The 20,673-nt window shown below is 65.5% G+C and carries 17 protein-coding genes; 7 read left to right on the forward strand and 10 right to left on the reverse strand.

Annotation, left to right across the window (positions count from 1 at the left end; genetic code table 11):
* Nucleotides 1-41: 41 nt before the first annotated feature.
* Genes U5A65_RS12410 through U5A65_RS12435 form a run of 6 tightly spaced genes read right to left on the reverse strand, consistent with a single transcriptional unit; the run spans nt 42 to nt 6,280 of the window.
* Complete coding sequence (locus U5A65_RS12410; RefSeq protein ID WP_321916388.1) at nt 42-458, reverse strand: RidA family protein; 417 nt, start codon at nt 456-458, stop codon at nt 42-44.
* 40 nt (nt 459-498) lie between these two features.
* On the reverse strand, nt 499-1,686 hold the full coding sequence (locus tag U5A65_RS12415; RefSeq protein ID WP_321946403.1) for an acyl-CoA dehydrogenase family protein: 1,188 nt from the start codon (nt 1,684-1,686) through the stop codon (nt 499-501).
* 1 nt (nt 1,687) lies between these two features.
* On the reverse strand, nt 1,688-2,542 hold the full coding sequence (locus tag U5A65_RS12420) for an enoyl-CoA hydratase family protein (RefSeq protein ID WP_321946404.1): 855 nt from the start codon (nt 2,540-2,542) through the stop codon (nt 1,688-1,690).
* 35 nt (nt 2,543-2,577) lie between these two features.
* Nucleotides 2,578-3,141: a MarR family transcriptional regulator gene (locus U5A65_RS12425; protein WP_321916394.1), complete on the reverse strand. Its 564-nt coding sequence runs from the start codon at nt 3,139-3,141 to the stop codon at nt 2,578-2,580.
* The gene (locus tag U5A65_RS12430) at nt 3,138-3,917 is read right to left on the reverse strand and encodes an SDR family NAD(P)-dependent oxidoreductase (protein WP_321946405.1); all 780 of its coding nucleotides are present in this window, start codon (nt 3,915-3,917) and stop codon (nt 3,138-3,140) included. Before U5A65_RS12430 ends, U5A65_RS12425 begins: the two co-directional genes overlap by 4 nt.
* Nucleotides 3,918-3,919: 2 nt before the next feature.
* Nucleotides 3,920-6,280 (reverse strand): bifunctional salicylyl-CoA 5-hydroxylase/oxidoreductase, encoded by a 2,361-nt coding sequence (locus U5A65_RS12435; protein ID WP_321933278.1) that lies wholly within the window; start codon nt 6,278-6,280, stop codon nt 3,920-3,922.
* Nucleotides 6,281-6,819: 539 nt separating this feature from the next.
* Here U5A65_RS12435 and U5A65_RS12440 point away from each other — a divergent pair.
* Nucleotides 6,820-7,908, forward strand: coding sequence for an OpgC domain-containing protein (locus tag U5A65_RS12440; protein ID WP_321916400.1), 1,089 nt, complete (start codon nt 6,820-6,822; stop codon nt 7,906-7,908).
* Between the two features lie 70 nt (nt 7,909-7,978).
* On the opposite strand, the gene U5A65_RS12445 is transcribed toward U5A65_RS12440, so the two are convergent.
* On the reverse strand, nt 7,979-8,755 hold the full coding sequence (locus U5A65_RS12445; RefSeq protein ID WP_321916401.1) for an SDR family oxidoreductase: 777 nt from the start codon (nt 8,753-8,755) through the stop codon (nt 7,979-7,981).
* A gap of 211 nt (nt 8,756-8,966) precedes the next feature.
* On the opposite strand from U5A65_RS12445, the gene U5A65_RS12450 reads away from it, so the two are divergent.
* The 6 genes from U5A65_RS12450 (at nt 8,967) to U5A65_RS12475 (ending at nt 17,477) form a co-directional block, all read left to right on the forward strand.
* On the forward strand, nt 8,967-9,914 hold the full coding sequence (locus U5A65_RS12450) for a ProQ/FINO family protein (RefSeq protein WP_321916403.1): 948 nt from the start codon (nt 8,967-8,969) through the stop codon (nt 9,912-9,914).
* Nucleotides 9,915-10,146: 232 nt separating this feature from the next.
* On the forward strand, nt 10,147-11,064 hold the full coding sequence (locus tag U5A65_RS12455; protein WP_321916405.1) for a LysR family transcriptional regulator: 918 nt from the start codon (nt 10,147-10,149) through the stop codon (nt 11,062-11,064).
* A gap of 136 nt (nt 11,065-11,200) precedes the next feature.
* Nucleotides 11,201-12,541, forward strand: a complete 1,341-nt coding sequence (locus U5A65_RS12460; protein WP_321946406.1) for an MFS transporter — start codon at nt 11,201-11,203, stop codon at nt 12,539-12,541.
* Nucleotides 12,542-12,573: 32 nt separating this feature from the next.
* A complete protein-coding gene (locus tag U5A65_RS12465) occupies nt 12,574-14,688 on the forward strand; it encodes an acetate--CoA ligase family protein (protein WP_321946407.1) in 2,115 nt (704 codons plus the stop codon).
* Nucleotides 14,689-14,739: 51 nt separating this feature from the next.
* On the forward strand, nt 14,740-16,059 hold the full coding sequence (locus U5A65_RS12470) for a DUF1254 domain-containing protein (RefSeq protein ID WP_321946408.1): 1,320 nt from the start codon (nt 14,740-14,742) through the stop codon (nt 16,057-16,059).
* Nucleotides 16,060-16,115: 56 nt separating this feature from the next.
* Nucleotides 16,116-17,477: a DUF1254 domain-containing protein gene (locus tag U5A65_RS12475; protein WP_321946409.1), complete on the forward strand. Its 1,362-nt coding sequence runs from the start codon at nt 16,116-16,118 to the stop codon at nt 17,475-17,477.
* A 23-nt stretch (nt 17,478-17,500) separates the two neighbouring features.
* Here U5A65_RS12475 and U5A65_RS12480 read toward each other — a convergent pair whose 3' ends face one another.
* The 3 genes from U5A65_RS12480 to U5A65_RS12490 all read right to left on the reverse strand — a co-directional run bounded on the left by U5A65_RS12480 (nt 17,501) and on the right by U5A65_RS12490 (nt 20,657).
* A complete protein-coding gene (locus U5A65_RS12480) occupies nt 17,501-18,205 on the reverse strand; it encodes a transglycosylase SLT domain-containing protein (RefSeq protein WP_321946410.1) in 705 nt (234 codons plus the stop codon).
* Between the two features lie 150 nt (nt 18,206-18,355).
* Nucleotides 18,356-19,252, reverse strand: a complete 897-nt coding sequence (locus U5A65_RS12485; RefSeq protein WP_321946411.1) for a fructose bisphosphate aldolase — start codon at nt 19,250-19,252, stop codon at nt 18,356-18,358.
* A gap of 286 nt (nt 19,253-19,538) precedes the next feature.
* The gene (locus tag U5A65_RS12490) at nt 19,539-20,657 is read right to left on the reverse strand and encodes a porin (protein WP_321916415.1); all 1,119 of its coding nucleotides are present in this window, start codon (nt 20,655-20,657) and stop codon (nt 19,539-19,541) included.
* Nucleotides 20,658-20,673: the final 16 nt, after the last annotated feature.

Genomic DNA, 20,673 nt, shown 5'->3' on the forward strand with positions numbered 1-20,673 from the left:
CGGCTGGCTAGATGAGCTGATCGTTCCGTTGCGTGGGCGGTTTATTGGCGCGTGAGGCGTGCGCCGTCGGGAATCACGGCCGTCGCTTCGATTTCCACTTTTGCGTCGTCTTCCATGAGCGCCACCACCTGAACCGCGCTCATCGCGATGTCGTAGTCGCCGATCAGCTCGCGAAACGCCGCGCCGATTTCCTTCAGCGATGCCAGGTACTCCTTTTTGTCGGTCACGTACCAGGTCATGCGCACGAGGTGCTCGGGCTTGCCGCCCGCCGTTTCGAGCACGGCGACGATATTGCGCAGCGCCTGCACGGCCTGCGCGCCGAATTCGCGGCTCGTGAAACGCGCGTTCTCGTCCCAGCCGATCTGCCCGGCGATATAGACCTGCGTGCCGGAAGCGGCGACGCCGTTGGCATAACCGCGCGGCTTGACCCAGCCTGCGGGAAGAAGGGCTTGTTTCATGTTTCGTCCGGTTCCGTAGAGAGCGTCGCGCAGCAGTCGCTTACGCGGCGTGGTATGCCTTGAGCAAGTCGCGCCCGACGATCAGCTGTTGCACTTCCGTCGCGCCTTCGTAAATGCGCAGCGAGCGAATTTCCCGGTAGAGCGATTCGACGACATTGCCGCTTTGCACGCCCATGCCGCCCCAAAGCTGCACGGCCGCGTCGATCACCTGTTGCGCGCCTTCGCTTGCGTGCCACTTCGCCATGGCGGCTTCGCGCGTCACGCTTTCGCCCTGGTCGCGCAGCCACGCGGCGCGATAGACGAGCAGGGCGCTGCTGTCGATGGTGAGCGCCATTTGCGCGAGCTTTGCCTGGGTCAACTGAAAATCGCCTAGCGTCTGGCCGAACATCTTGCGCGAAGCGGCGCGTGCGAGCCCTTCGGCCATCGCGCGGCGCGCGAAGCCCAGCGAAGCCGCCGCGACCGACGTGCGGAAAATATCGAGCGTGCGCATGGCGATCTTGAAGCCCTCGCCGGGGGCGCCAAGCATCTGGCTGCGCTTCACGCGCGCGCCGGTGAAGCGCAGGCGCGCGAGCGGGTGCGGCGCAATCACGTCGATGCGTTCCGCGATTTCGAGCCCAGGCGTGCCGGCATCGACCACGAACGCGCTGATGCCGCGTGCGCCCGGCGCTTCGCCGGTGCGGGCGAACACCACGTAGAAGTCGGCGATGCCGCCGTTCGAGATCCAGGTTTTTTCGCCGTCGAGCACGTAATCGTCGCCCTCGGCGCGAGCGGCGAGCGCCATCGCGGCGACGTCGGAGCCCGCTTCCGGTTCGGAGAGCGCGAACGCGGCGATTGCTTCGCCGCGCGCCACGCCTGGCAGATAGCGCGACTTTTGCGCGTCGTTGCCAGCCAGCGAGATGGCTCCGGAGCCCAGGCCCTGCATGGCGAGCGCGAAATCGGCGAGGCCGGAGTGCTTGGCGAGCGTTTCTCGCAGCAGGCAGACGGCGCGCGTATCGATAGTGTCGCCGTGACCTCCGTAAGCGGTGCCGCCCACGCCGTAGCGCAGCCAGCCGGCTTCGCCCAGTTGGCGCACGAGCGCGCGGCAGGTTGCATCGACATCATCGTGCGGCACGTGCGCGAGATGCTCGCGCGACCACGCTTCGATTCCCGCGGCAAGCGCACGATGGCGATCTTCGAAGAACGGCCACGCAAGCGCGTCGTGGAGATGGGTTTCAACGGCAGCGTTCAATTCAGTCCCCTTCGAAAACCGGACGCGTCTTGCCCGCGAACGCTTCATAGGCACGGCCGAAGTCGCGCGTGGCCATGCAGATCGCCTGTGCCTGCGCTTCAGACTCGATGGCCTCGTCGATGCTCATGGTCCATTCCTGATGCAGCATCGTCTTGGTGATGCCGTGCGCAAACGTCGGGCCGGAAGCGAGATCGGCGGCGAGCTTCTGCGCATCGGCGAGCAGCGCTTCGGGCTCGCAAATGCGGTTGTAGAAGCCCCACGCGTGGCCTTCTTCTGCGCTTGCCGAGCGCCCCGTATAGAGCAGCTCGGCCGCGCGGCCCTGACCGATGATGCGCGGCAGGATCGCGCACGCGCCCATGTCGCAGCCCGCGAGCCCCACGCGTGTGAACAGAAATGCGAGCTTGCTGCGTGCCGTGGCGTAGCGCATGTCGGAGGCCATAGCGAGAATGGCGCCCGCGCCGGCACATACGCCATCCACGGCGGCGATGATCGGCTGCGGGCAGTGCCGCATGGCTTTCACGAGGTCGCCGGTCATGCGCGTGAACATCAGCAGTTCGGGCATCGGCAGATCGATGAGCGGCGCGATGATGTCGTGCACGTCTCCGCCCGAGCAGAAGTTCTCGCCCGCGCCATGCAGCACGACCGCTTTCACATCGGTCGCGTAGGCAAGCTGGCGAAACAGATCGCGTAGTTCTGCATACGATTCGAACGTGAGCGGATTCTTGCGCTCGGGGCGATTGAGCGTGATGGTCGCCACGCGGCCTTGTACCGACCAGCTGAAGTGTTGCGCCTCATAACCAGAAAGCGTCACGCGGTTGCCCGCGAAGAGCGCTTCGGCGCTGGAACGTGTCGTCAAGATATGTCTCCCGGATCTCTGCAATTTCAGTGGTATCAGCCTTCCAGGCCGTTGCGCAGATGTTGTTTGAGCTTGCCGAGCCGCTCGTGCATCTTCGACTTCTCGTCGAGCGAGAGGCCGCCAAACAATTCGACTACCCATTGCTCGTGGGCGGCCGCCATGCGGTCGAAGAGGGCGCGGCCCTCGGCCGTGAGGCGCACCACAAAGGCGCGGCGGTCGTCGGGGGCGACGTCGCGCACGACGAGGCCTTCCTTTTCGAGCTGATCGGTAATGCCCGTGACGTTGCCGCCCGTCACCATGAGGCGGCGCGAGAGCTCCGTCATGCGCAGGCCTTCAGGGTGGCGCTCGAGCTGCGCCATCAGGTCGAAGCGCGGCAGCGTCGTATCGAACTCCACACGCAGGCGGCGGCGCAGCTCGGCTTGCACGAGGTTCGTCGTGGTGAGCAGGCGCAGCCACAGGCGCAGGCCCATGTGGCTGTCGGCGCCCGTGCTCATTTCCATGTCGACGACGTTCTCGGCTGGCTTTTCAACGCCTTTGCGCGGCGCTTTCGTTGCGGCTTTCGTGGTGGCGCTCTTGCGCGTGGATGCTGGCGATGTCATGTGATTTCTCCACCGGAAACGGAGATGGACTGGCCCGTGATCGCAGACGATCCAGGCGCGCAAAGCCACAGCACCGCGTTCGCGACTTCATCCGGCGTGACGAAGCGCTGCTGCGGGTTGTGGCGCACGAGAATGCTGCGTGCCTCGGCTTCGCTGCGCGAGGTCTTGCGCGTAATCTGCTCGAGCGACGCCTGCAGCAGCTCCGTTTCCGTGTAGCCGGGGCACACGGCGTTCACGGTCACGCCTTGCGTGGCGACTTCGAGCGCGAGCGCGCGCGTCATGCCGATCACGCCGTGCTTCGAGGCGCAATAGGCGGCGACGTACGGGTAGCCCACCTGGCCTGCCGTACTCGCGACGTTGACGATACGCCCGCTCTTGCGTGCGATCATGGCGACCAGTACTGCGCGCGTGCAGAGGAAGGCGCCCGTGAGATTCACGTCGAGCATGCGTTTCCAGAGCGCGAGGTCGGTTTGCGCGAATGGTGCGGCCTGGGCCTGGCCTGCATTGTTCACGAGGATATCGATGGCGCCGAGCGTTTCGGCTGCGCGTGCGAACGCGGCATTCACGGCGTCTTCGTCGGTGATGTCCACGCTCACGCAGGCCACGTTTTCGCCGCCGCCGAGCGCGGTGCGCTGCGCCACGAGCCGCGCGGCGTCGCGGCCCATCAGCGTGACGCGCGCGCCGGCCTGCAGGAGCGCAGCGGCGGTCGCCGCGCCAATGCCGCTGCCGCCGCCGGTCACGACGGCGTGACGATCGTTGAGGATTGCCTGGTTCATGCTTACACGGTTCCTTCGGCGCGTTGCGCGCGCTCCAGCGGCGAGAGACCTGCCGCCGCTGCTGCGGCCGCGCGCTCACGCTCGATATTGCGTTCGAGTTGCGTTTTGGCGGCTGTGTACTGATTCGGCCACTTGATGTCGAGGTAGCCGATGCGTGCGGCTTCGGTGAGCGTCCACGACGGATTGGCCAGATGCGGCCGCGCAACGGCGCACAGGTCGGCACGCCCGGCCGCGATGATGCCGTTTACGTGATCCGCTTCGGAAATCGCGCCCACGGCGATCGTCGCGATGCCTGCTTCATTGCGGATGCGGTCGGCGAACGGTGTCTGGAACATGCGGCCGAAAACGGGCCTTTCCTCCTTGCTGACCTGACCCGACGAGACGTCGATCATGTCCGCGCCGGCCGCCTTGAAGGCGCGCGCGATCTCGATGGCGTCGTCGGGCGTGTTGCCGCCTTCCACCCAGTCGTGTGCCGAGACGCGCACCGAAATCGGTTTGTCCTCGGGCCACACCTCGCGAATCGCCTTGAAAACCTCGAGCGGATAACGCAGACGCTTTTCAAGCGAGCCGCCGTATTCGTCAGTACGCTGGTTCGTGAGCGGCGAGAGGAAGCTCGAAAGCAGATAGCCGTGTGCGCAGTGCAATTCGAGCCAGTCGAAGCCCGCATCGTTCGCCATTTGCGTGGCGTGCACGAATTGCGCCTGGATCTCGCGCAGTTCCTCCGCGCTCGCTTCGTGCGACCACTGGCTCACGCCGCGCAGATATTGCTGTGGCGAAGCGGAGACGAGCGGCCAGTTGCCATCGTCGAGCGGCTGGTCGATGCCTTCCCATGCCACGCGCGTCGAGCCCTTGGCGCCGGAATGGCCGAGCTGCATGCCGATTTTCGCGTCCGAGTTCGTATGCACGAAATCGACGATACGCTTCCACGCCTGCACATGCTCGGGCGCATACATGCCGGGGCAGGCGGGCGTAATGCGCGCCTCGGGCGAGACGCAGGTCATCTCGGTCATGACGAGCGCGGCGCCACCCATTGCTCGCGCGCCGAGATGCATGAGGTGATAGTCTCCGGCTACGCCGTCATGCGCGGAGTACTGGGCCATCGGCGAGACGACCACGCGATTTTTCAACGTCACGCCACGCACTGTATAAGGCGTGAACATGGGCGGCACTGCACGTGCCTCGCCACCCGCGCGCTGCGCGAGCCATGCTTCGAAACCGGACAGATAGCCCGCGTCGCGCTCGCGCAGATTTTCATGCGAAATGCGCTGCGAGCGCGTGAGCAGGGAATAAGCAAACTGCTCTGGATCGAACTTTGCGTAACGGTCCACGTGCTCGAACCACTCGGTGGAATTGCGCGCGGCGTTTTGAATACGCAGGACATCCACGCTGCGCACGTTCGTGTAGTGCGTGAGCGCCGCGCGCAGATCGGCGGGGTGCTCTTCCATGCTGTTGGCGAGCTCGATCGCGTCTTCGAGTGCGAGCTTCGTGCCCGAGCCGATCGAGAAGTGCGCGGTGTGCGCCGCGTCGCCCATCAGCACGACGGGAATTTCCTTGCCGTCGGCCGCGGTTTTCCAGTGCACCCATTCGCGATTGACCACGCGCGGAAAGCGGATCCATTGCGACGAGCCGCGCAGATGCGACGCATTCGAGCGCAGCGCGTGGCCGTCGAGATAGCGCGCAAACAGCTTCTCGCAGAACGCGATGCTGTCTTCCTTGCTCATGGTGTCGAGGCCAGCCGCGCGCCACACGTGATCGGGCGTTTCGATGATGAACGTCGACGTGTTGTCGTCGAAGCGGTAGGCGTGCGCCTGGAACCAGCCCCATTCGGTTTCTTCGAACGCGAACGTGAAGGCGTCGAAGAGTTTCGACGTGCCGAGCCACACGAAGCGGCAATTGCGCAAGTCGATATCGGGTTGATAGGTAGCGGCGTACTTCTGGCGCGTGGCGCTGTTCAGGCCGTCGCTCGCAATGATGAGGTCGGCGTGGGTCACGTCGTCGTCGGTGATCTGCGATTCGAACACGAGCTTTACGCCGAGCGCTTCGCAGCGCGCCTGCAGGATGTTGAGCAGACGCTTGCGGCCAATGCCGCAGAAGCCATGGCCCGACGAGCGGATCGCACTGCCGCGGAAGTGAATCTCGATGTCGTCCCAATGATTGAAGGCGTCGAGAATTTCGTCTGCGCTTTCGGGGTCGGCCGCGCGCAGGTTGCCGAGCGTCTGGTCCGAGAACACCACGCCCCAGCCGAACGTGTCGTACGGCCGGTTCCGTTCGATCACGGTGATTTCGTAGTCAGGGTGACGGCGCTTCATCAAGAGGGCGAAATAGAGGCCTGCCGGCCCGCCGCCAATGCAAACAATGCGCATGCTCGCTCCTTCGTTCGGTCTGCAAGGGCAATGTAGGTCTAATTACTTTAGGTGTCAAGTAATTTGCCGCTGCGTTTTGCCGATGAAGCCGGGATCATCCAGCGCGCGAGCGCGAAACATCTGAATTTTTCCGGAACCCTTGGCGCCCCCACGCGTCAACTGGCCATGACGCAAGAAAAGTAACCGCGCAGGCTTTCGCGCGGCTTTCCGCGATGTGGCACCAGAAAAGGGCGGGCGCTGGCTAGATGTGCATGGCGCGCACCGTCCGGGCGTGCGCGTGCGACTGCGTGAACGCGTCAAGCGCGCGAATTGCTTACCATGGGTTACGCAGGCCCATTTCGTATTGAACTGGCATTAAAGTCGCTTATGGAGGCGGCGCTCGGGCGCAGCCTTTTACGGAACCCTTTCATGCGTAGCGCGTGTGGCCACGAATCGATCAGTTATCCTTACAAAAAGGTCGATAAAGCTGACAGCTTCATCGAGTCGAGGTCGCGTATCCCTTCAATCGTAATCTTCGACACGAACGGGAGTCGTCACCAATGAATCAAACAGCGAAGCGATCGATCGAAATCGACTTTTTCCGGGGTTTCGCATTGATTTCCATCGCGCTCGATCACATTCCGTCCAGCGTGCTCTCGCATGCGATGCTGCACAACTTCGCGTTCTGTGACTCAGCGGAAGTGTTCGTGTTCGTGAGCGGCTATGTGTGCGCGGCGAGCTGGCTTGCCATCGCCGGGCGCAACGGAGCGGGCGCGGCCAACCACCGCTTCTGGCGTCGCGGGCGCGAGATCTACGCCGCCTATCTATGCACGGCAGCGCTCATGCTGCTTTCGGGCGCCGCAGCGGTCATGCTGCGTGTGGATTCGCCACTGGTTGCCGAGTCGGGCTATCTGCGCTTTGCCGCACATCCGTTCACGATGCTTGCGAATATCGCCGTGTTTCGCGATCAGCCCTATCTGGCCGGCGTGCTGCCCATGTACATCGTGCTCGTGATGGCCTTGCCGTTCGTGATGCCGTTTGCGCGCCGCTCGCCCGATCTCGTGCTCGTGGGCAGCTTCGTGCTGTGGTTCGGCGGGTGCTGGCTCGTGGGGTATCTGCCTGCCGCACCCGGCGCCATATGGCCCTTCAACCCGTTTGCCTGGCAGGCCATGTTCATGCTGGGCCTGCTGTGTCGCCTCTATCCTGTGTCGCGCGCGTTTCAGGTTTCGTTTGCCGGCCGCACCGTGACAGCGTTCGCGCTGGTGCTCGTTGCCACGTTCGCGTTCATCCAGTTGTTCGCCGATCTGGACCCTCAGCCGGGCTACATGAAGCAGAACCTCGCGAGCGTGCGCATCGTGAATTTCGCTGCTGTGGCCTGGCTCGCCGCGCAGGCGGTGCGCAAAGGCTGGATAGCGTGGCTCGCGCAGCGGCTGCCCGCCGTCGTCACCGTGGGGCAGCAGGGCCTCGTTTGTTTCGTGGGTGGCGCGGTGGCTTCGAATGTCATCGACACGCTGCTGCGTGCCACGCATGTGACGGATTCACTGCCGGCACGGCTTGCAGGCGACGTGCTTGCGGTCGGTGCGCTGCTCATGCTCGCGGGTAGCGTGCGGCGCCTGAAAGCGGTACGGCCGCGCGTCGCGCTCACGTGAAGCGCGACGGCGTACATTCAAAGGTGAGGGTTTGCGGGAGGCCTATGAACGCATGCGTTGCGCGATGCGCTCATGCCTTGACGAGTTCGCGCACGTCGGTCGCAGGCACCGATCCGAATGCATCGCTCAACGCATAGTCGACCAATTGCTGTGCCGCGGCTTCGGGCGTGGACAGCAGACCGTTCTGCTTGAGTTGTTCGAAGCGCTCGCGCATCGGGAACTGGTCGAGGCTCGTCGCGCGGATCGTTTCCTGCATGCCGGTGTCGATCACGCCCGGCGCGACGCTGCAAATGCGTAGGCCGGCTGGCGCATCGAGTGCGACGGCGCGCGCGTGGTGGTCGAGCGCGGCCTTGGTCGCGCAGTACACGCTCCAGCCCGGATACGCGTTGCGCGCAGCGCCACTCGAAACGTGCACGATGCGGCGCGACGCATTCGCGCTCAGGGCTTGCGTGGCGGCGAGCGCGTTTGCAAGCATCAACGGTGCGGCGACATTGAGCGTGACGGCTCGGGCAATGGCGAGCGCGTCCTGTTCGCCGAGCGGCGCGATGGGCTCTACGGTGCCCGCGTTGTTGAAGAGCAGCACACATTGCGCGCCGCGCGCAAACGCATTCAGCGTGTCGCCGGCCAGCCAGCGCTCGAGCGCGGCGGGATCGGCGAGATCCACGACAGCTTGCGAGAACCGCTCAGGATGGAGGCCGGCCAGTTCCTCGTGCGCGCCGCGGCCAAGGCCGAGCACCTCGATGTTCCGTTGCAGCAGCGATTGCGCGAGCGCCGCACCCAATCCGCGCGTATGGCCGGTGACGATGGCGCGAATGGCAGAACGGGGGGCGGATGTCGAAATCGTCATGGTGTCGTGATGAAAAAAGGGATGCGATCCTTGCGCACGCAAGGGGTTGACGCGTGAAATTCGAGGGATTTTGCCGCACGCCGCATGGATTTGCAGCGCGGCGCGGCGTGCGAAATTGGACTCAAAACCGGCCGTGGCAATTGATTGCCCGGTTGGGTCGGCCGCGTTTTCGGTATCATAGCGTCCGGTTCCATATGGAAGAGATCTGGACGTGAAAGCCGCATCGCAACAACGCCGTACCCTGAGCTTCAAGGAAGGTCTTCTTGAGATCAAGAAGTCCATGGGGGGCGGCGCAGGCCAGCCCGCCGAAGAACAGGCGCAAAAATCGCAAGGCAAGCCCGCTCACAAGGGCGCGAAGGGCCATGGTGGCTCGCATGCCCCGAAGGGCCCGCGTGCTCCGAAAGACGGTTCGGCGGCTGCGGGCGCGGCCGGCGGCAAGGACGAGCGCTCGCGCTCGCGCCACGGCCGCCCTCAGGGCGCGAGAGCGCAGGAGCAGAACCCGGGGGAGCCGGGGCAGCGCGCCCAGCAGCCGCGCCGGCCGCAACAGCCGAAGCCGGCTCGCGGTCCGGAGGCAGGCGAGCGTTCGGGGCAGCAGCGGCGCCGTCCGGCGCGTCCCCAGCAGCCGCCGGCAGCGAATCTGAGCGAGGCCGAAAAGGCGCGCATCGAGCGCAACCGCCAGCTCAACACGGTCTGGAATGTGTTCGCGAAGCACTATCCGGCTTTCCGCGACCGTTTGCCGCTCAAGATCGGCGTGGCCGAGGATCTCGTTGCGCGTCACCCCGAGTACGAACGCACGATGATCGTCGCCGTGCTCAAGCGCCACGTGAACCATCCGCGCTATCACGAGCGTGTGGCAGCGGGCGGCTCGCGCTACGAACTCGACGGCACGGCCTCGGAAGGCCCGGGCATCGATCCGTCGCACGTCGGCCGCGCCAATGCGGCGCTTGCGCGCCAGAAGGCCAAGGCCGAAGCGCAAGCCAAGGCGCGCGAAGAGGGCAAGGCGCAGCCGGAGGCCAAGCCCGAAGTGAAGGCTGAGGCGAAGACCGAAACCGCGCCCCAGCCGGAAGCCCAGAGCGCAGAAACGCAGGCCTCGTCCAACGTGCCGGAAGCAGCGGTACAGCAACCGGAAAGCGGCGAGACGCCCGCAGCCGGCGCCTGAAGCCCGCGCGCCGGAGCGATCCGGTCAGAAACAACCCTCTCGCGGTGCCGCCGCGCGAGGGTTTTTGCACGTCTGGCGTGCGTAGGGCGTCCGCCTGGTGAGGGCCGGGCGATGACTGCGCGCGCTGCCGGACTGCCGGGCCAGGCTATGCTGTGTTGCCGCGCAGCGTCTTCCTGCGCCGAACCTCAGGCAATCTGAACACTTTGCGCCTGTCGCGCCAGGCGCGCCCGCCATGAACCTACGCCAACTCGAACACGTGGTCGCCCTCGCGGAAGAGGGCAGTTTCGCCCGCGCGGCCCAGCGCGTGCACCTGAGCCAGCCTGCCCTGAGCCGAAGCATCCAGGCCATCGAGGAAAAGCTCGACATGGTGCTCTTCGACCGCACGACCCGCGAAGTGCAGATCACGCCAGCGGGAGAGACCGTCGTGCGCCGGGCGAAGAAGGTGTTGTTCGAGGCCCGCTGCCTCGTGCGCGACGTGGACCTGTTGCGCAATCACTGCATCGGCTCGGTGAGTTTCGGGGCGGGGCCGTATCCCGCGGCCATGCTCCTGCCGGCCGTGCTCGATATGCTCGCGCAGCGCCATCCTCAGTTGCGCATCGATGCCCGAATCGACAACTGGAAAAATTTGCTCGACGCGCTGTCCAGCGAGACGCTCGATTTTTTGATCGTCGACATTCGCGGCGCGCCGCCCGTGAGTGAAATCAGCGTGATCCCGCTGCCCAGGCATCGCGTGGCCTGGTATGTGCGCGAAGGCCATCCGCTCGCGCAGCTCGAAACGCTGGAGGCGCGCCAGTTGCAGGCGTTTCCGATCATCGCCGTGCCGTTGCCCGACACCATGCGCAACGCGCTGCGCAAATGGCTGCGCTACGCGCCCGGCCACGAACTCGAGTTTCATCTCGTCTGCAACGACGTGAACGTGCTGCAGGAGTACGCGCGCAAGACCGACGCGCTGTTGCTGCTCACGAGCCACGCGTTCTGGAATCCGGCACGCATGGCCGGTCTCGTGCCGCTTTCGCTACCCGCGCACTCACCGCTCTGGCTGCAGTTCTGCATCGTCCATCTCGCGGGCCGCACGCTGTCGCCGGCGGCGGAACAAGCCATTCGCGCCGTGCAAGACGCGGCCGAAGCCATTCAGCCGCAAATCGATTGATGTGCTGATTGCATCGATTCGATGCAAATTATGCAGTTGTCTTATTGATTTCCGCGTCGTTCAATGTCCCGAACGCGGCAGCTTTCGGCGCCCCGCACGTAGCGGCGCCCAACGTATAGCCGCGCACGGAGACACAATGACACCAGAGACACGCAGCAAGCGCCAGCGATGGGTAATCGTCGTCGGCCTGTTTTTCTTTCTCGCGATCAATTTCGCCGACAAGGCGCTCATCGGACTCGCCGCCGAGCCGATCATGCGCGAGCTTGGGCTCACGCACACCCAGTTCGGGCGCATCGCGGCCAGCTTCTTCACGTTTTTTTCCATTTCCGCGCTGCTTGTCGGCCTGCTCGCCAACCGCGTGAAGGCGCGCTGGCTGCTGCTGGCGATGGCGATCACGTGGTCGGTTTCGCAGGTGCCGCTGCTCGTATTTGCAACGCCGCTTACGCTGATCGTCTCGCGCGTGCTGCTAGGTGCGAGCGAAGGGCCCGCGTATCCCGTGGCCGTGCATGCGCTTTACAAGTGGTTCCCCGACCACGAGCGCGCGGTGCCTTCCGCCGTGCTCACTATTGGGGCATCGTTCGGCGCCGGCCTGATCGCGCCGGTCATTACCGGCGTGATTGTGCATTTCGGCTGGCATGCGGCGTTCGTCATGCTGGCCGTGGTCGGCATGATCTGGAGCGTGATCTGGCTGCTAATCGGCAAGGAGGGGCCGCTTGGTACGCACACCGTGGGCGATACGGGTTCGTTGCGCGCTCACCCATCTGCGCTTGCGTTGCCGCACAAGATTCCCCTCGGCGCACTGCTGCTCTCGCGCACCTGCGTCGGGAGCGATCTCAGCGGCTTCGCGGCCTACGTGATCCTCACGATGTCGACGATCTGGCTGCCGAGCTATCTCGTGCGCGTGGCGGGCTATTCGCTCACGGAAGTCGGCTGGATTGTCGTGCTGCCTGCATTTGGGCAGATGGTGGTTTCGCCGCTTTTCAGCTGGTGGTCGCAGCGGCTGATGGCGCGCGGCGTGTCGAGCCGACATGCGCGCGGCACGCTTGGGGCGGCGTCGGTCGTGGCATCGGGCGCGGCGCTCGCGGTCATGCCGCTGCTGCCGGCGGGGCCGCTCCTCATCGTTGCGGTGTCGATCGCATTCTCGCTCGCCTCGTTCACGTTCGTGAGCGGCGTGACGCTGGCCGGCGAGATCGTGCCGCCCGCCCAGCGCGGCGGCGTGCTCGGCATCAACATCTGCATCACTACGTTGGCCGGGCTCGTGACGCCGGCGGTAATGGGGCAGGTGATCGACCATGCGGCGGCACAGGTCGACGGCTATCGCACGGGCATGATGCTGGCCGGCGTGTTCTCGGTCGTGGCGGGTGTGATCGCGGCCTGCCTGATCGATCCCGCTTCCGATCGCCGTCGCTTTGCGGCGCTCGCAGATGTCACCGAGGATGCTTGCGTTGCCCGGTCGCTGGCTTCGGGCGAGCAATGAACCTGCTGAAATAGAAAGGAATGCTAACGTCCATGAAAAACGCCGATTTCACGCCACTCATGCGTCCCGCATCGATTGCCATCGTCGGCGCCTCGGCCGATGCCGCCAAGGTTGGCGGCATGCCTTTGCGGCTGCTGCGCGAGCACGGCTATGCAGGCCGCATCTACGCGATCAACGCGAAGGCGGCGCACGTGCAGGGCGTACCCGCCCACGCCACGCTCGACAGTGTGCCGGAGCCTGTCGATCTCGCGATCGTCGCAGTGCCCGCGCACGCGGTACCGGAAGTGATGGCGCAGCTCGTGCGGCGGCGAGCGCGCTCGGCCGTCCTGTTCACAGCGGGCTTTGCCGAAACGGGCGAGGCGGGACGCACGGCGCAGCGCGACCTCGCCCACACGGCGGCCCAAGGCGGCGTGACGCTGCTCGGGCCCAATTGCCTCGGGTTGATGAATCTGCGCGAGCGGGTCTACGCAACGTTTTCGCCCGTGGCGCTCGCAGGCGCGCCGCCCAGAGGCGACGTCGCGCTCGTGAGCCAGAGCGGGGCGTTCGGCGCCTACGCGTTTGCGCTTGCCCGCGAGGCGGGGCTCGGCCTGAGCCACTGGATCACGACGGGCAACGAGGCCGGTGTGCAGGTGGCGGACGCCATTGCGTGGCTCGCCGCCGATCCGGATACGAAGGTCATTCTCGCTTACCTCGAAGGCTGCACGGACGGCGCGAAGCTGCGCCGGGCCTTCGCCGCCGCGCGCGCGGCGGGCAAGCCCGTGGTCGTTGCCAAGGTCGGCACCACGGCGACGGGCGCGCGCGCCGCGCAGTCGCACACCGCGAGTCTCGCGGGCGAGGACGCCGTTTATCAAGCCGTGTTCGACGAATACGGCGTGTTTCGTGCCGATACGCTCGAGGCCTTCTTCCGGCTCGGCTACGCGCTCTCGAAAGGCCGCCGGCCGCAGTCGGCCGCCAGCGCCATTGTCACCGTCTCGGGCGGCGTTGGCATCATGATGGCCGACCGCGCCGAAGCGCTCGGCCTCGAACTGCCGTCGCTGCCCGAAGCGAGCGGCGCGCGGCTGCGCGAGCGTATTGCGTTCGCTTCCACGGCCAACCCCATCGACGTGACCGGCCAGATCGTCGCCCAGCCCGAGGTGCTTGCCGACACGCTCGTCGATACCGCCACCTGTGGCGCATTCGGCAGCGTGGCCGCGTTCATCGCCGGTGCTGGCAACGTGCCCGCGACATGGGCGGCGATCGAGCGGGCGGTCGAGCGCGCAGCCGAAGGCAGCGCGAGCGCGCCGCTCGTGCTCGCGGGCCTTGTCGACGACGCCAAACGGCAGTGGCTCGAAGCGCGCGGCGTGCTCGTCTATCGCGAGCCTGCGCATGCCATGGAGGCCATCGCTACATTGTTGCGTGCGCAACAGAATGACGCCGCACGAAAATCCACCCATGTCGAGACCGAGCCGGCGCATGTCGCGCTCCCCGCGAGCGTGCCGCCGAACGCCGTCTCACTGGACGAGGCCGAAGCCATGGCGCTGCTCGGTGAAGCCGGCGTGGCGGTCGCACCGCATCGCGTGGCACGCACGGCGAGCGCAGCCGTCGAAGCGGCGCAGGCTTTGGGCTTTCCCGTCGCGCTCAAGCTGCGCTCGCGCCATGTGCTGCACAAGAGCGATATCGGCGGGGTGCGGCTCGATCTGCGCGACGCGGCGGCCGTGCGTCATGCATTCGAAGCCATTGCGCATGCCGCTGTGCAAGCGGATGTGCCGGGCGGCTTCGAAGGCGTGGTGGTTGCGCGCATGGTGAAGGGATGGGGCGAGATCATCGTCGGCGTGAAGCGAGACCCCGTGTTCGGTCTCGTTGCCATGGCGGGGTTGGGCGGCACCGGCGTCGAATTGTGCCGCAAGGTGGCCTTCGGGCTTGCGCCGCTCACATGCGAGCGCGCCATGGCGATGCTTGAAACGAGCGGCGTGGCCGCGCTCTTTCGCGGCCATCGCGGCAACCCTGTTCTGCCGCTCGACGCAGCCGCGGCCACGCTGGTCGCGCTCACACGCCTCGCCGCGGCAATTGGCGATGCGCTCCAAACGCTCGAAATCAATCCGCTCATCGTGACGCCGCAGGGCCTCGTTGCGTCCGATGCTGTCATCACATTAGCGCGCGCAGTGTAGACAAATCGCAGCCATTTTTATTCCGCGAGCATCCTTGCAAGGCATCTTGATATGTACAACCAAACAATGAGTGTTGTAGAAGCGAACCCAGAAAAACTGCATGAAGACCCTGTCGCCGCACTGGTGCGTATGTACGCGGGGCCGCTCGCCATCGCACGTTATCCTGTCGTCGAGGTCATGCGCACCTGTGCGCTGCATACGCTGGCGCAGTCCACCAGCCCGCTGCGCCGGCCCTTCAACGTGATTCACGCGAGCATGCAGCGCTGGACGCATGAAGACCGTGACATCGTGACGCCCGCCAACGATTTTCTCTATCTGAATGCGTGGATCGATCTTTCCGACGGGCCGGTGGTGCTCGACATTCCAGCCGTAGAGGACGACCGCTATTACGTGGTCGAACTGCTCGACGCCTTCACGAACAACTTCACGAACCTCAGCCCGCGCAATGCCGGCACGCGAGGGAGCCGCTTCGTTCTGCACACGCCGGAACAGCGCCCGACTGGCGACGGAGCCCCGCTCGTGTGCCCCTCGAAACTCGTGTGGATGCTGGGCCGCGTACTCGTGCAAGGCGACGACGATCTCGCGCGAGCGCAGCATGTGGCTGCGGCTTTCCGGCTCGCTGGCGCGCAGGGCGCGGGCCCGGCCTGCGTGCGGCAATGGCACGAAAGCGGTGACGCCGCGCTCGACTTCTTCGACAACGTTCTTGAGTCGGTCGCGGATTTTCCGCCGCAAGACGACGAAGCCGCGATGCTCAGTGCACTCGAACGCGCGGGCGTGCGCGCATTGAACGGGCGCGGCGCGGCGGCGTTGCCCGAGACCGTGCAGCAAGGCCTGCGGCTTGCCTACGCCGACGCCCAGCGGTTGATTCTCGCCTTCACGGAAAGCCGCGCGCGGCGCAGCTGGACATACAGCCTCGGACTTGGCCGCTACGGCCACGCCCACGTGCTGCGCGCCTGCATCGCCATGAAGGGGCTGGGCGCGCTTGCGGCCGACGAGGCAGTCTATGCAACGGCCGATTTCGACGAAGCCGGTGAGCGCCTAACGGGCCGCCGCCGCTATGAACTCTATTTTCCGCCTGGCGAATTGCCGCCCGTCGACGCGCTCTGGTCGCTCTCGCTTTATGGCGCGGACCGCTACTTTGCCGACAACGCGATACGCCGCTACGCAATAGGCGATCGCACGCCCGGCCTGCAATACGACGCGGACGGAGGCCTGCGCATCCAGATCCAGCATGAAGCGCCGAGCTCGCAGTCGAACTGGCTTCCCGCGCCGGCAGGGGGCTTTTATCTGATCCTGCGCTTCTACCATCCGCAGGCATCGTTTCTCGAAGGACGCTATGCCATTGCGCCGGTGCGCGCCGTCGCGGCCTGACTCGCGCCCGAAAGCTCACTTCCATCGATTCACATTAATTCGCCATACGAAATATCATGTCTTCACTCGAATCCCCCGAAATTACCGCGCTTTCATCCGATCAGTCCCGCTTCGATCTGGCCGTCGAGGCGGTCCAGTTCGCGCTTCCGCTTTATGAAATGGCGCGCATGCGTTCTGCCACCGGCCCGCGCGTGGATCGCACGGGGCGCCCCGCGGGCGAGTCGCCGGAATCGCCCAACCGCTGGGCTAACGAATGGTTTCATACGCGTGTGCTGCAGGGCCCTCAGAACCGCCGCGTGGTGACGCCCAATAACGACACGCTCTATTCCTGTGCGTGGTTCGATCTGAGCGACGGGCCAATCGTCATCCGCGTGCCCGCCATGCAAGCGCGCTACTACGTGCTGGGCCTGCTCGACCTCTATACCAATCCGTTTGGCTATATCGGCACGCGCACCACCGGCAGCGACGCGGGTGCATTCTTTCTGCATGGACCGGACTGGAGCGCAGACGTGCCCGAGGGCATGCAAGCGATACCGTGTCCGACCAGCACGGTGTGGCTGATCGGCCGCATTCTGGTGGACGGTGAAGCGGATCTCGAGGCAGCCAACCACTTGCAGGACCAGCTCACGGTCGAACCGGCGCCCGGCAGCGCGGCGCAGGTGCCCAAGCTGATCGACGCCGCTATGCAGCCAGGCGAAAAGCTCGGAGATGTGAACCGTTTTGCGCAGGTCGTGAATCGCCTGCTTGCTGTTGAGCCGCCGCCACGTGAGGCGCGCGCGCATGTCGCGCGCTTCGAGGCATGCGGAATCGGCGCTGCCTGCGTTGACAAGACGCTCGATGAAGAACAGCGCGCGTTGCTCGAAAGGGCGCTTGCGCACGTCACGCATGAGCTTGCCGGCGAGCCGCCGCTCGCCTTGGGTGGAGGGTGGGCGTTGCCGGTGGATGTGCGCGCAACGTTTGGCGAGGACTACCGCACGCGTGCACAGGCGGCGCTTTGCTATATCGGCGTGCTAGGGGCTCAGGAGGCGATGTACATCACCGCCGATACCGACGCACAGGGCGCCGTGCTCGACGGCAACGCATCGTATGTACTGCACTTCGCGCCGGGCAACCTGCCAGCAGTCGACGCTTTCTGGTCGCTGACCGCCTACGAAAAGGCGACGTACATGCTGGCCGAAAATGCCATTGGGCGTTACTCGATCGGCGACCGCACGAGCGGCCTGGAATACGACGCCGACGGCGGCCTGCGCATTGCCATCTCGGCGCGCGTGCCGGACGAGCCGACCTTGCGCCGCAACTGGCTGCCTGCGCCGGCGGAGCGCTTCTATCTCGCACTGCGCTTGTATGTGCCGCGCGAAACGCATCTCGCGCGCACCTTCGTCTATCCGGCGATCCAGCGTGAGGCCGAGGGCGTGTGATCCAGGCGGCGCGCGCGGCGGTGTTAGCGCGCGCTGCCGGAAGCGGTGCCGGGCACGGCAGCCTGAGCCGATGCCGCCGACATCGGCGCGGGCGCCGCCACAGGCGCGGAGGCGGCCCCGGCCGCCGAAGCCGCGAGCCCGGCGCTTACGGGTGCATCGCTTGCGGCAGGGGCGCTCGCCGTGTCGAGTACCCGGCTGAACTCGATGGCGCGCGTGCGGATCTTTTCCGCATAGGCTTTCGAGCCGCCGTAGTTCTTCATCGCGGCGTTGAGGTCGCCGCCCGCGGCCCGCTCGTAGCCATAGAGGATCGACGAGCCGACGTCGATGTTGACCTCGGGGTCGGTGAGGTCCTTGTTATGCAGGATATTGCGATGCGCTGACGGCACGACCTGCATGAGTCCGGTTGCGCCGTTCGCCCCATGCGCCTTTTCGCGAAAGCGCGACTCGATCGAGATGATGGCGAGCAATACCGCAGGCGGCAGCGAATACTTCTCGGCGGCGCCGGTCACGGCGAGCGAAATCTGCGCGGCCTTTTCTTTCGCGAGACCGAACTTTTGCGTGAGGTATTTCGAAACGGCGCTGGAAGCGGCGGGCGAGCTTGCGGGATCAACCGCGCTCGCCGCCGATGCGCTGACGGTGTCGCTAGCGGGCGCCTGCTGCTGCGCCTGCGCGGCCGCGGTTTGCACGAGGGCCGGCAACAGGGCGAGCAGGCAGAGTAACTGCCTCATGGCCGGTGCATAAGAAGAAAAACGAAGGCGCAAGTATAACCGGCCCCGATTAATGAGGCCGGCTGCGTGTCATCGCGTTTTTACGTACCCGATCGGCGTCAGGGCCGGGCGTCGCGCCCGGCGTGGCTTCGGGCCGCGTTCAGGCCGGGTTCAGCCCTTCTGCACGGATGCCTTCCAGATTTCGTCGATGCTCGCGGCGAGCGTGGCGTCGAACTCGGCGTCGCTCATCGATTTCGTGAGGTCGTTGATGAGCGCGCGCGAAAAGCTTGCAATCATTCGATGGTTCTTCGCGAGGCGCGCACACGCGTCGGTGCGCGAATAGCCGCCGGACAGCGCCACGACGCGCACCACGCGCGGATGTTCGATGAGCGGCAGATAGAAGTCGGGCGTATCGGGAATCGTGAGCTTGATCATCACGTTCTGCGAGGCGGGCAGTGCGTCGAGACCCTTGAGCAGTTCGTCGCGCAGGAGCTTCTCGGCCTTGGCCTTGTCGGGGGCCTTGATCGAGACTTCGGGTTCGAGAATCGGCACAAGCCCGTGAGCGGATATCTGCGCACCGAAGGCGAATTGCTGCGCGGCAATCGAAGCAATGCCCGAAGCCGAGGCATGCTCGATCACAGAGCGCATCTTGGTGCCGAAAATCCCCGCTTTCACCGCGCGCTCGAGCAGGGCGTCGAGGCCCGGAATCGGCTTCATGAGGCGCACGCCGTCGGCTTCGGCCTCCAGACCCTTGTCGACTTTGAGGAACGGCACGACGCTGCGCTCGTTCCAGAGAAAGTCGGGCACGGGCTTGCCTTGCGCCTTGCCATCCATGGTCGCTTCGAAGAGGATCGCACCAATCACCTTCTTGCCCGTGAATGCGGGGGCGCTGATGATGCGCACGCGCATCTCGTGCATCAGGCGGAACATTTCGGCGTCGCCGCTATACGCGCTTTCGGGGATGCCGTACTGAAGCAGCGCGCCAGGCGTCGAGCCGCCGCTCTGGTCCAGCGCCGCGATGAAGCCCGGTTTGTCGCGCATCTGCGCAAGCATTTGCTCGTTTGCCATTCTCGTCTCTCCCGCAATTGGAGCGCCCTTGCGGGCGCGGTTACTCGAATCCGGCCGTCGGCTCCTCCGCCGAGTGTACTTGCGCCGTAAAGCTGCGTCTTTGCCATTATGTGGGTGCGGCCGCGCAGCCGCACCGAAGAAGCGAAACGGTAGACCGTAGCAATTGCGATGCCAGGGCAAGCCACAAAAAAGCGCAAGCGCGGGCCGAGAAAGCCGCGCTTGCGCGTGTCGATTCCTGCCGGCGCTTGCTGCCGGTGCGCGACGTGGCTCGCGCCGCCGCGACCGCTCAGAACCGATGCGTCATGCCGAGCGCCGCCATGTACTGCTTCGTGCCCGCCTGGGTCACGCTCACGCCGGGCCAACTCACGGTGGCGCTGCCATTGTTCTTGAAGTAGCCCGCCCGCACGTAGAAGCTCGTGCGCTTCGAAATCCAATGGTCGGCGCCGATCTGGAAGCCTGGCGTGTTGTCATGCGCGCCGCGCACGTTGCGATACAGCGCCGCGAGCTGGATCTCGTCGACTGACGTGGCCTGGATCGTCGCGCCGACCTCGGCGATGCTCAGCGAATGCGCCGTGCCGAGCACTGCGGCGAGCGTGTGCGGCGCGGGATCGTTCGCGCGCTGGTACGAGTAGTTCGCCTGAAGATTGACGATGCCGATGCGATAGGCGAGCGCGCCGATGAAATGCTCGGTGCCGAGCAGGGTGAGCGGCCCCGGCAGCCCCGTGATCGTCTCCTGGCCGGGATGCTGATACAGGTAGGCGAACCCGGCATAAAGCCCCGCGCCCGAATAGTTGATGCCGAGGTTCAGCACGTTGCCCGTCGTCGCCGTCACGGGCTGCGTAACCGTGGCCGGGAACGCGTACATGGCGTAGGCCTGCACGCCGTAGAATTTGGGCGTTTGATACAGAACGGAGTTGCTCAGGCGGCCGCCGTCGTACTGCGTGGAGAGCGTGTTGCGCTCGGGCGTGAGCACGAAAGCGGCGAACGGCGAGAGCGTTTCGTCGACCTTGAACGGGTCGGTCGGATACACCACGCGAAAGCTCGCGTCGTACTGCCGGCCGAACGTGAGCGAGCCGTAGCGCTCGTCCTTGAGGCCCACCCACGACTGGCGATAAAAGAGCGTGCTGGTGTCGGCGAACAGGCCGCCGTTGTTGATATTGAAGCCCGACTCCACGGTGAACTGCGCCGTGAGGCCGCCGCCCAGATCCTCCACGCCCTTCAGGCCGAACAGCGAGCCCGTCGAGCCGCCGCTTTTCATGGCGAACGTATGGCTGCCGCCGTTGCCAAGGTATTGCAGATACGTGTCGGCAACGCCGTACAACGTGACGCTCGAATCGGCTGCCGCTGCGCCGCCGGCGGCCAGCGCCAGCGCGATGCCACACATTCCATGCACGCGTGCCCGCATGAAAGTCTCCTCCTCT

Origin of the sequence: Paraburkholderia sp. J10-1 (assembly GCF_905220165.1) — a bacterium.
Taxonomy (GTDB): domain Bacteria; phylum Pseudomonadota; class Gammaproteobacteria; order Burkholderiales; family Burkholderiaceae; genus Paraburkholderia.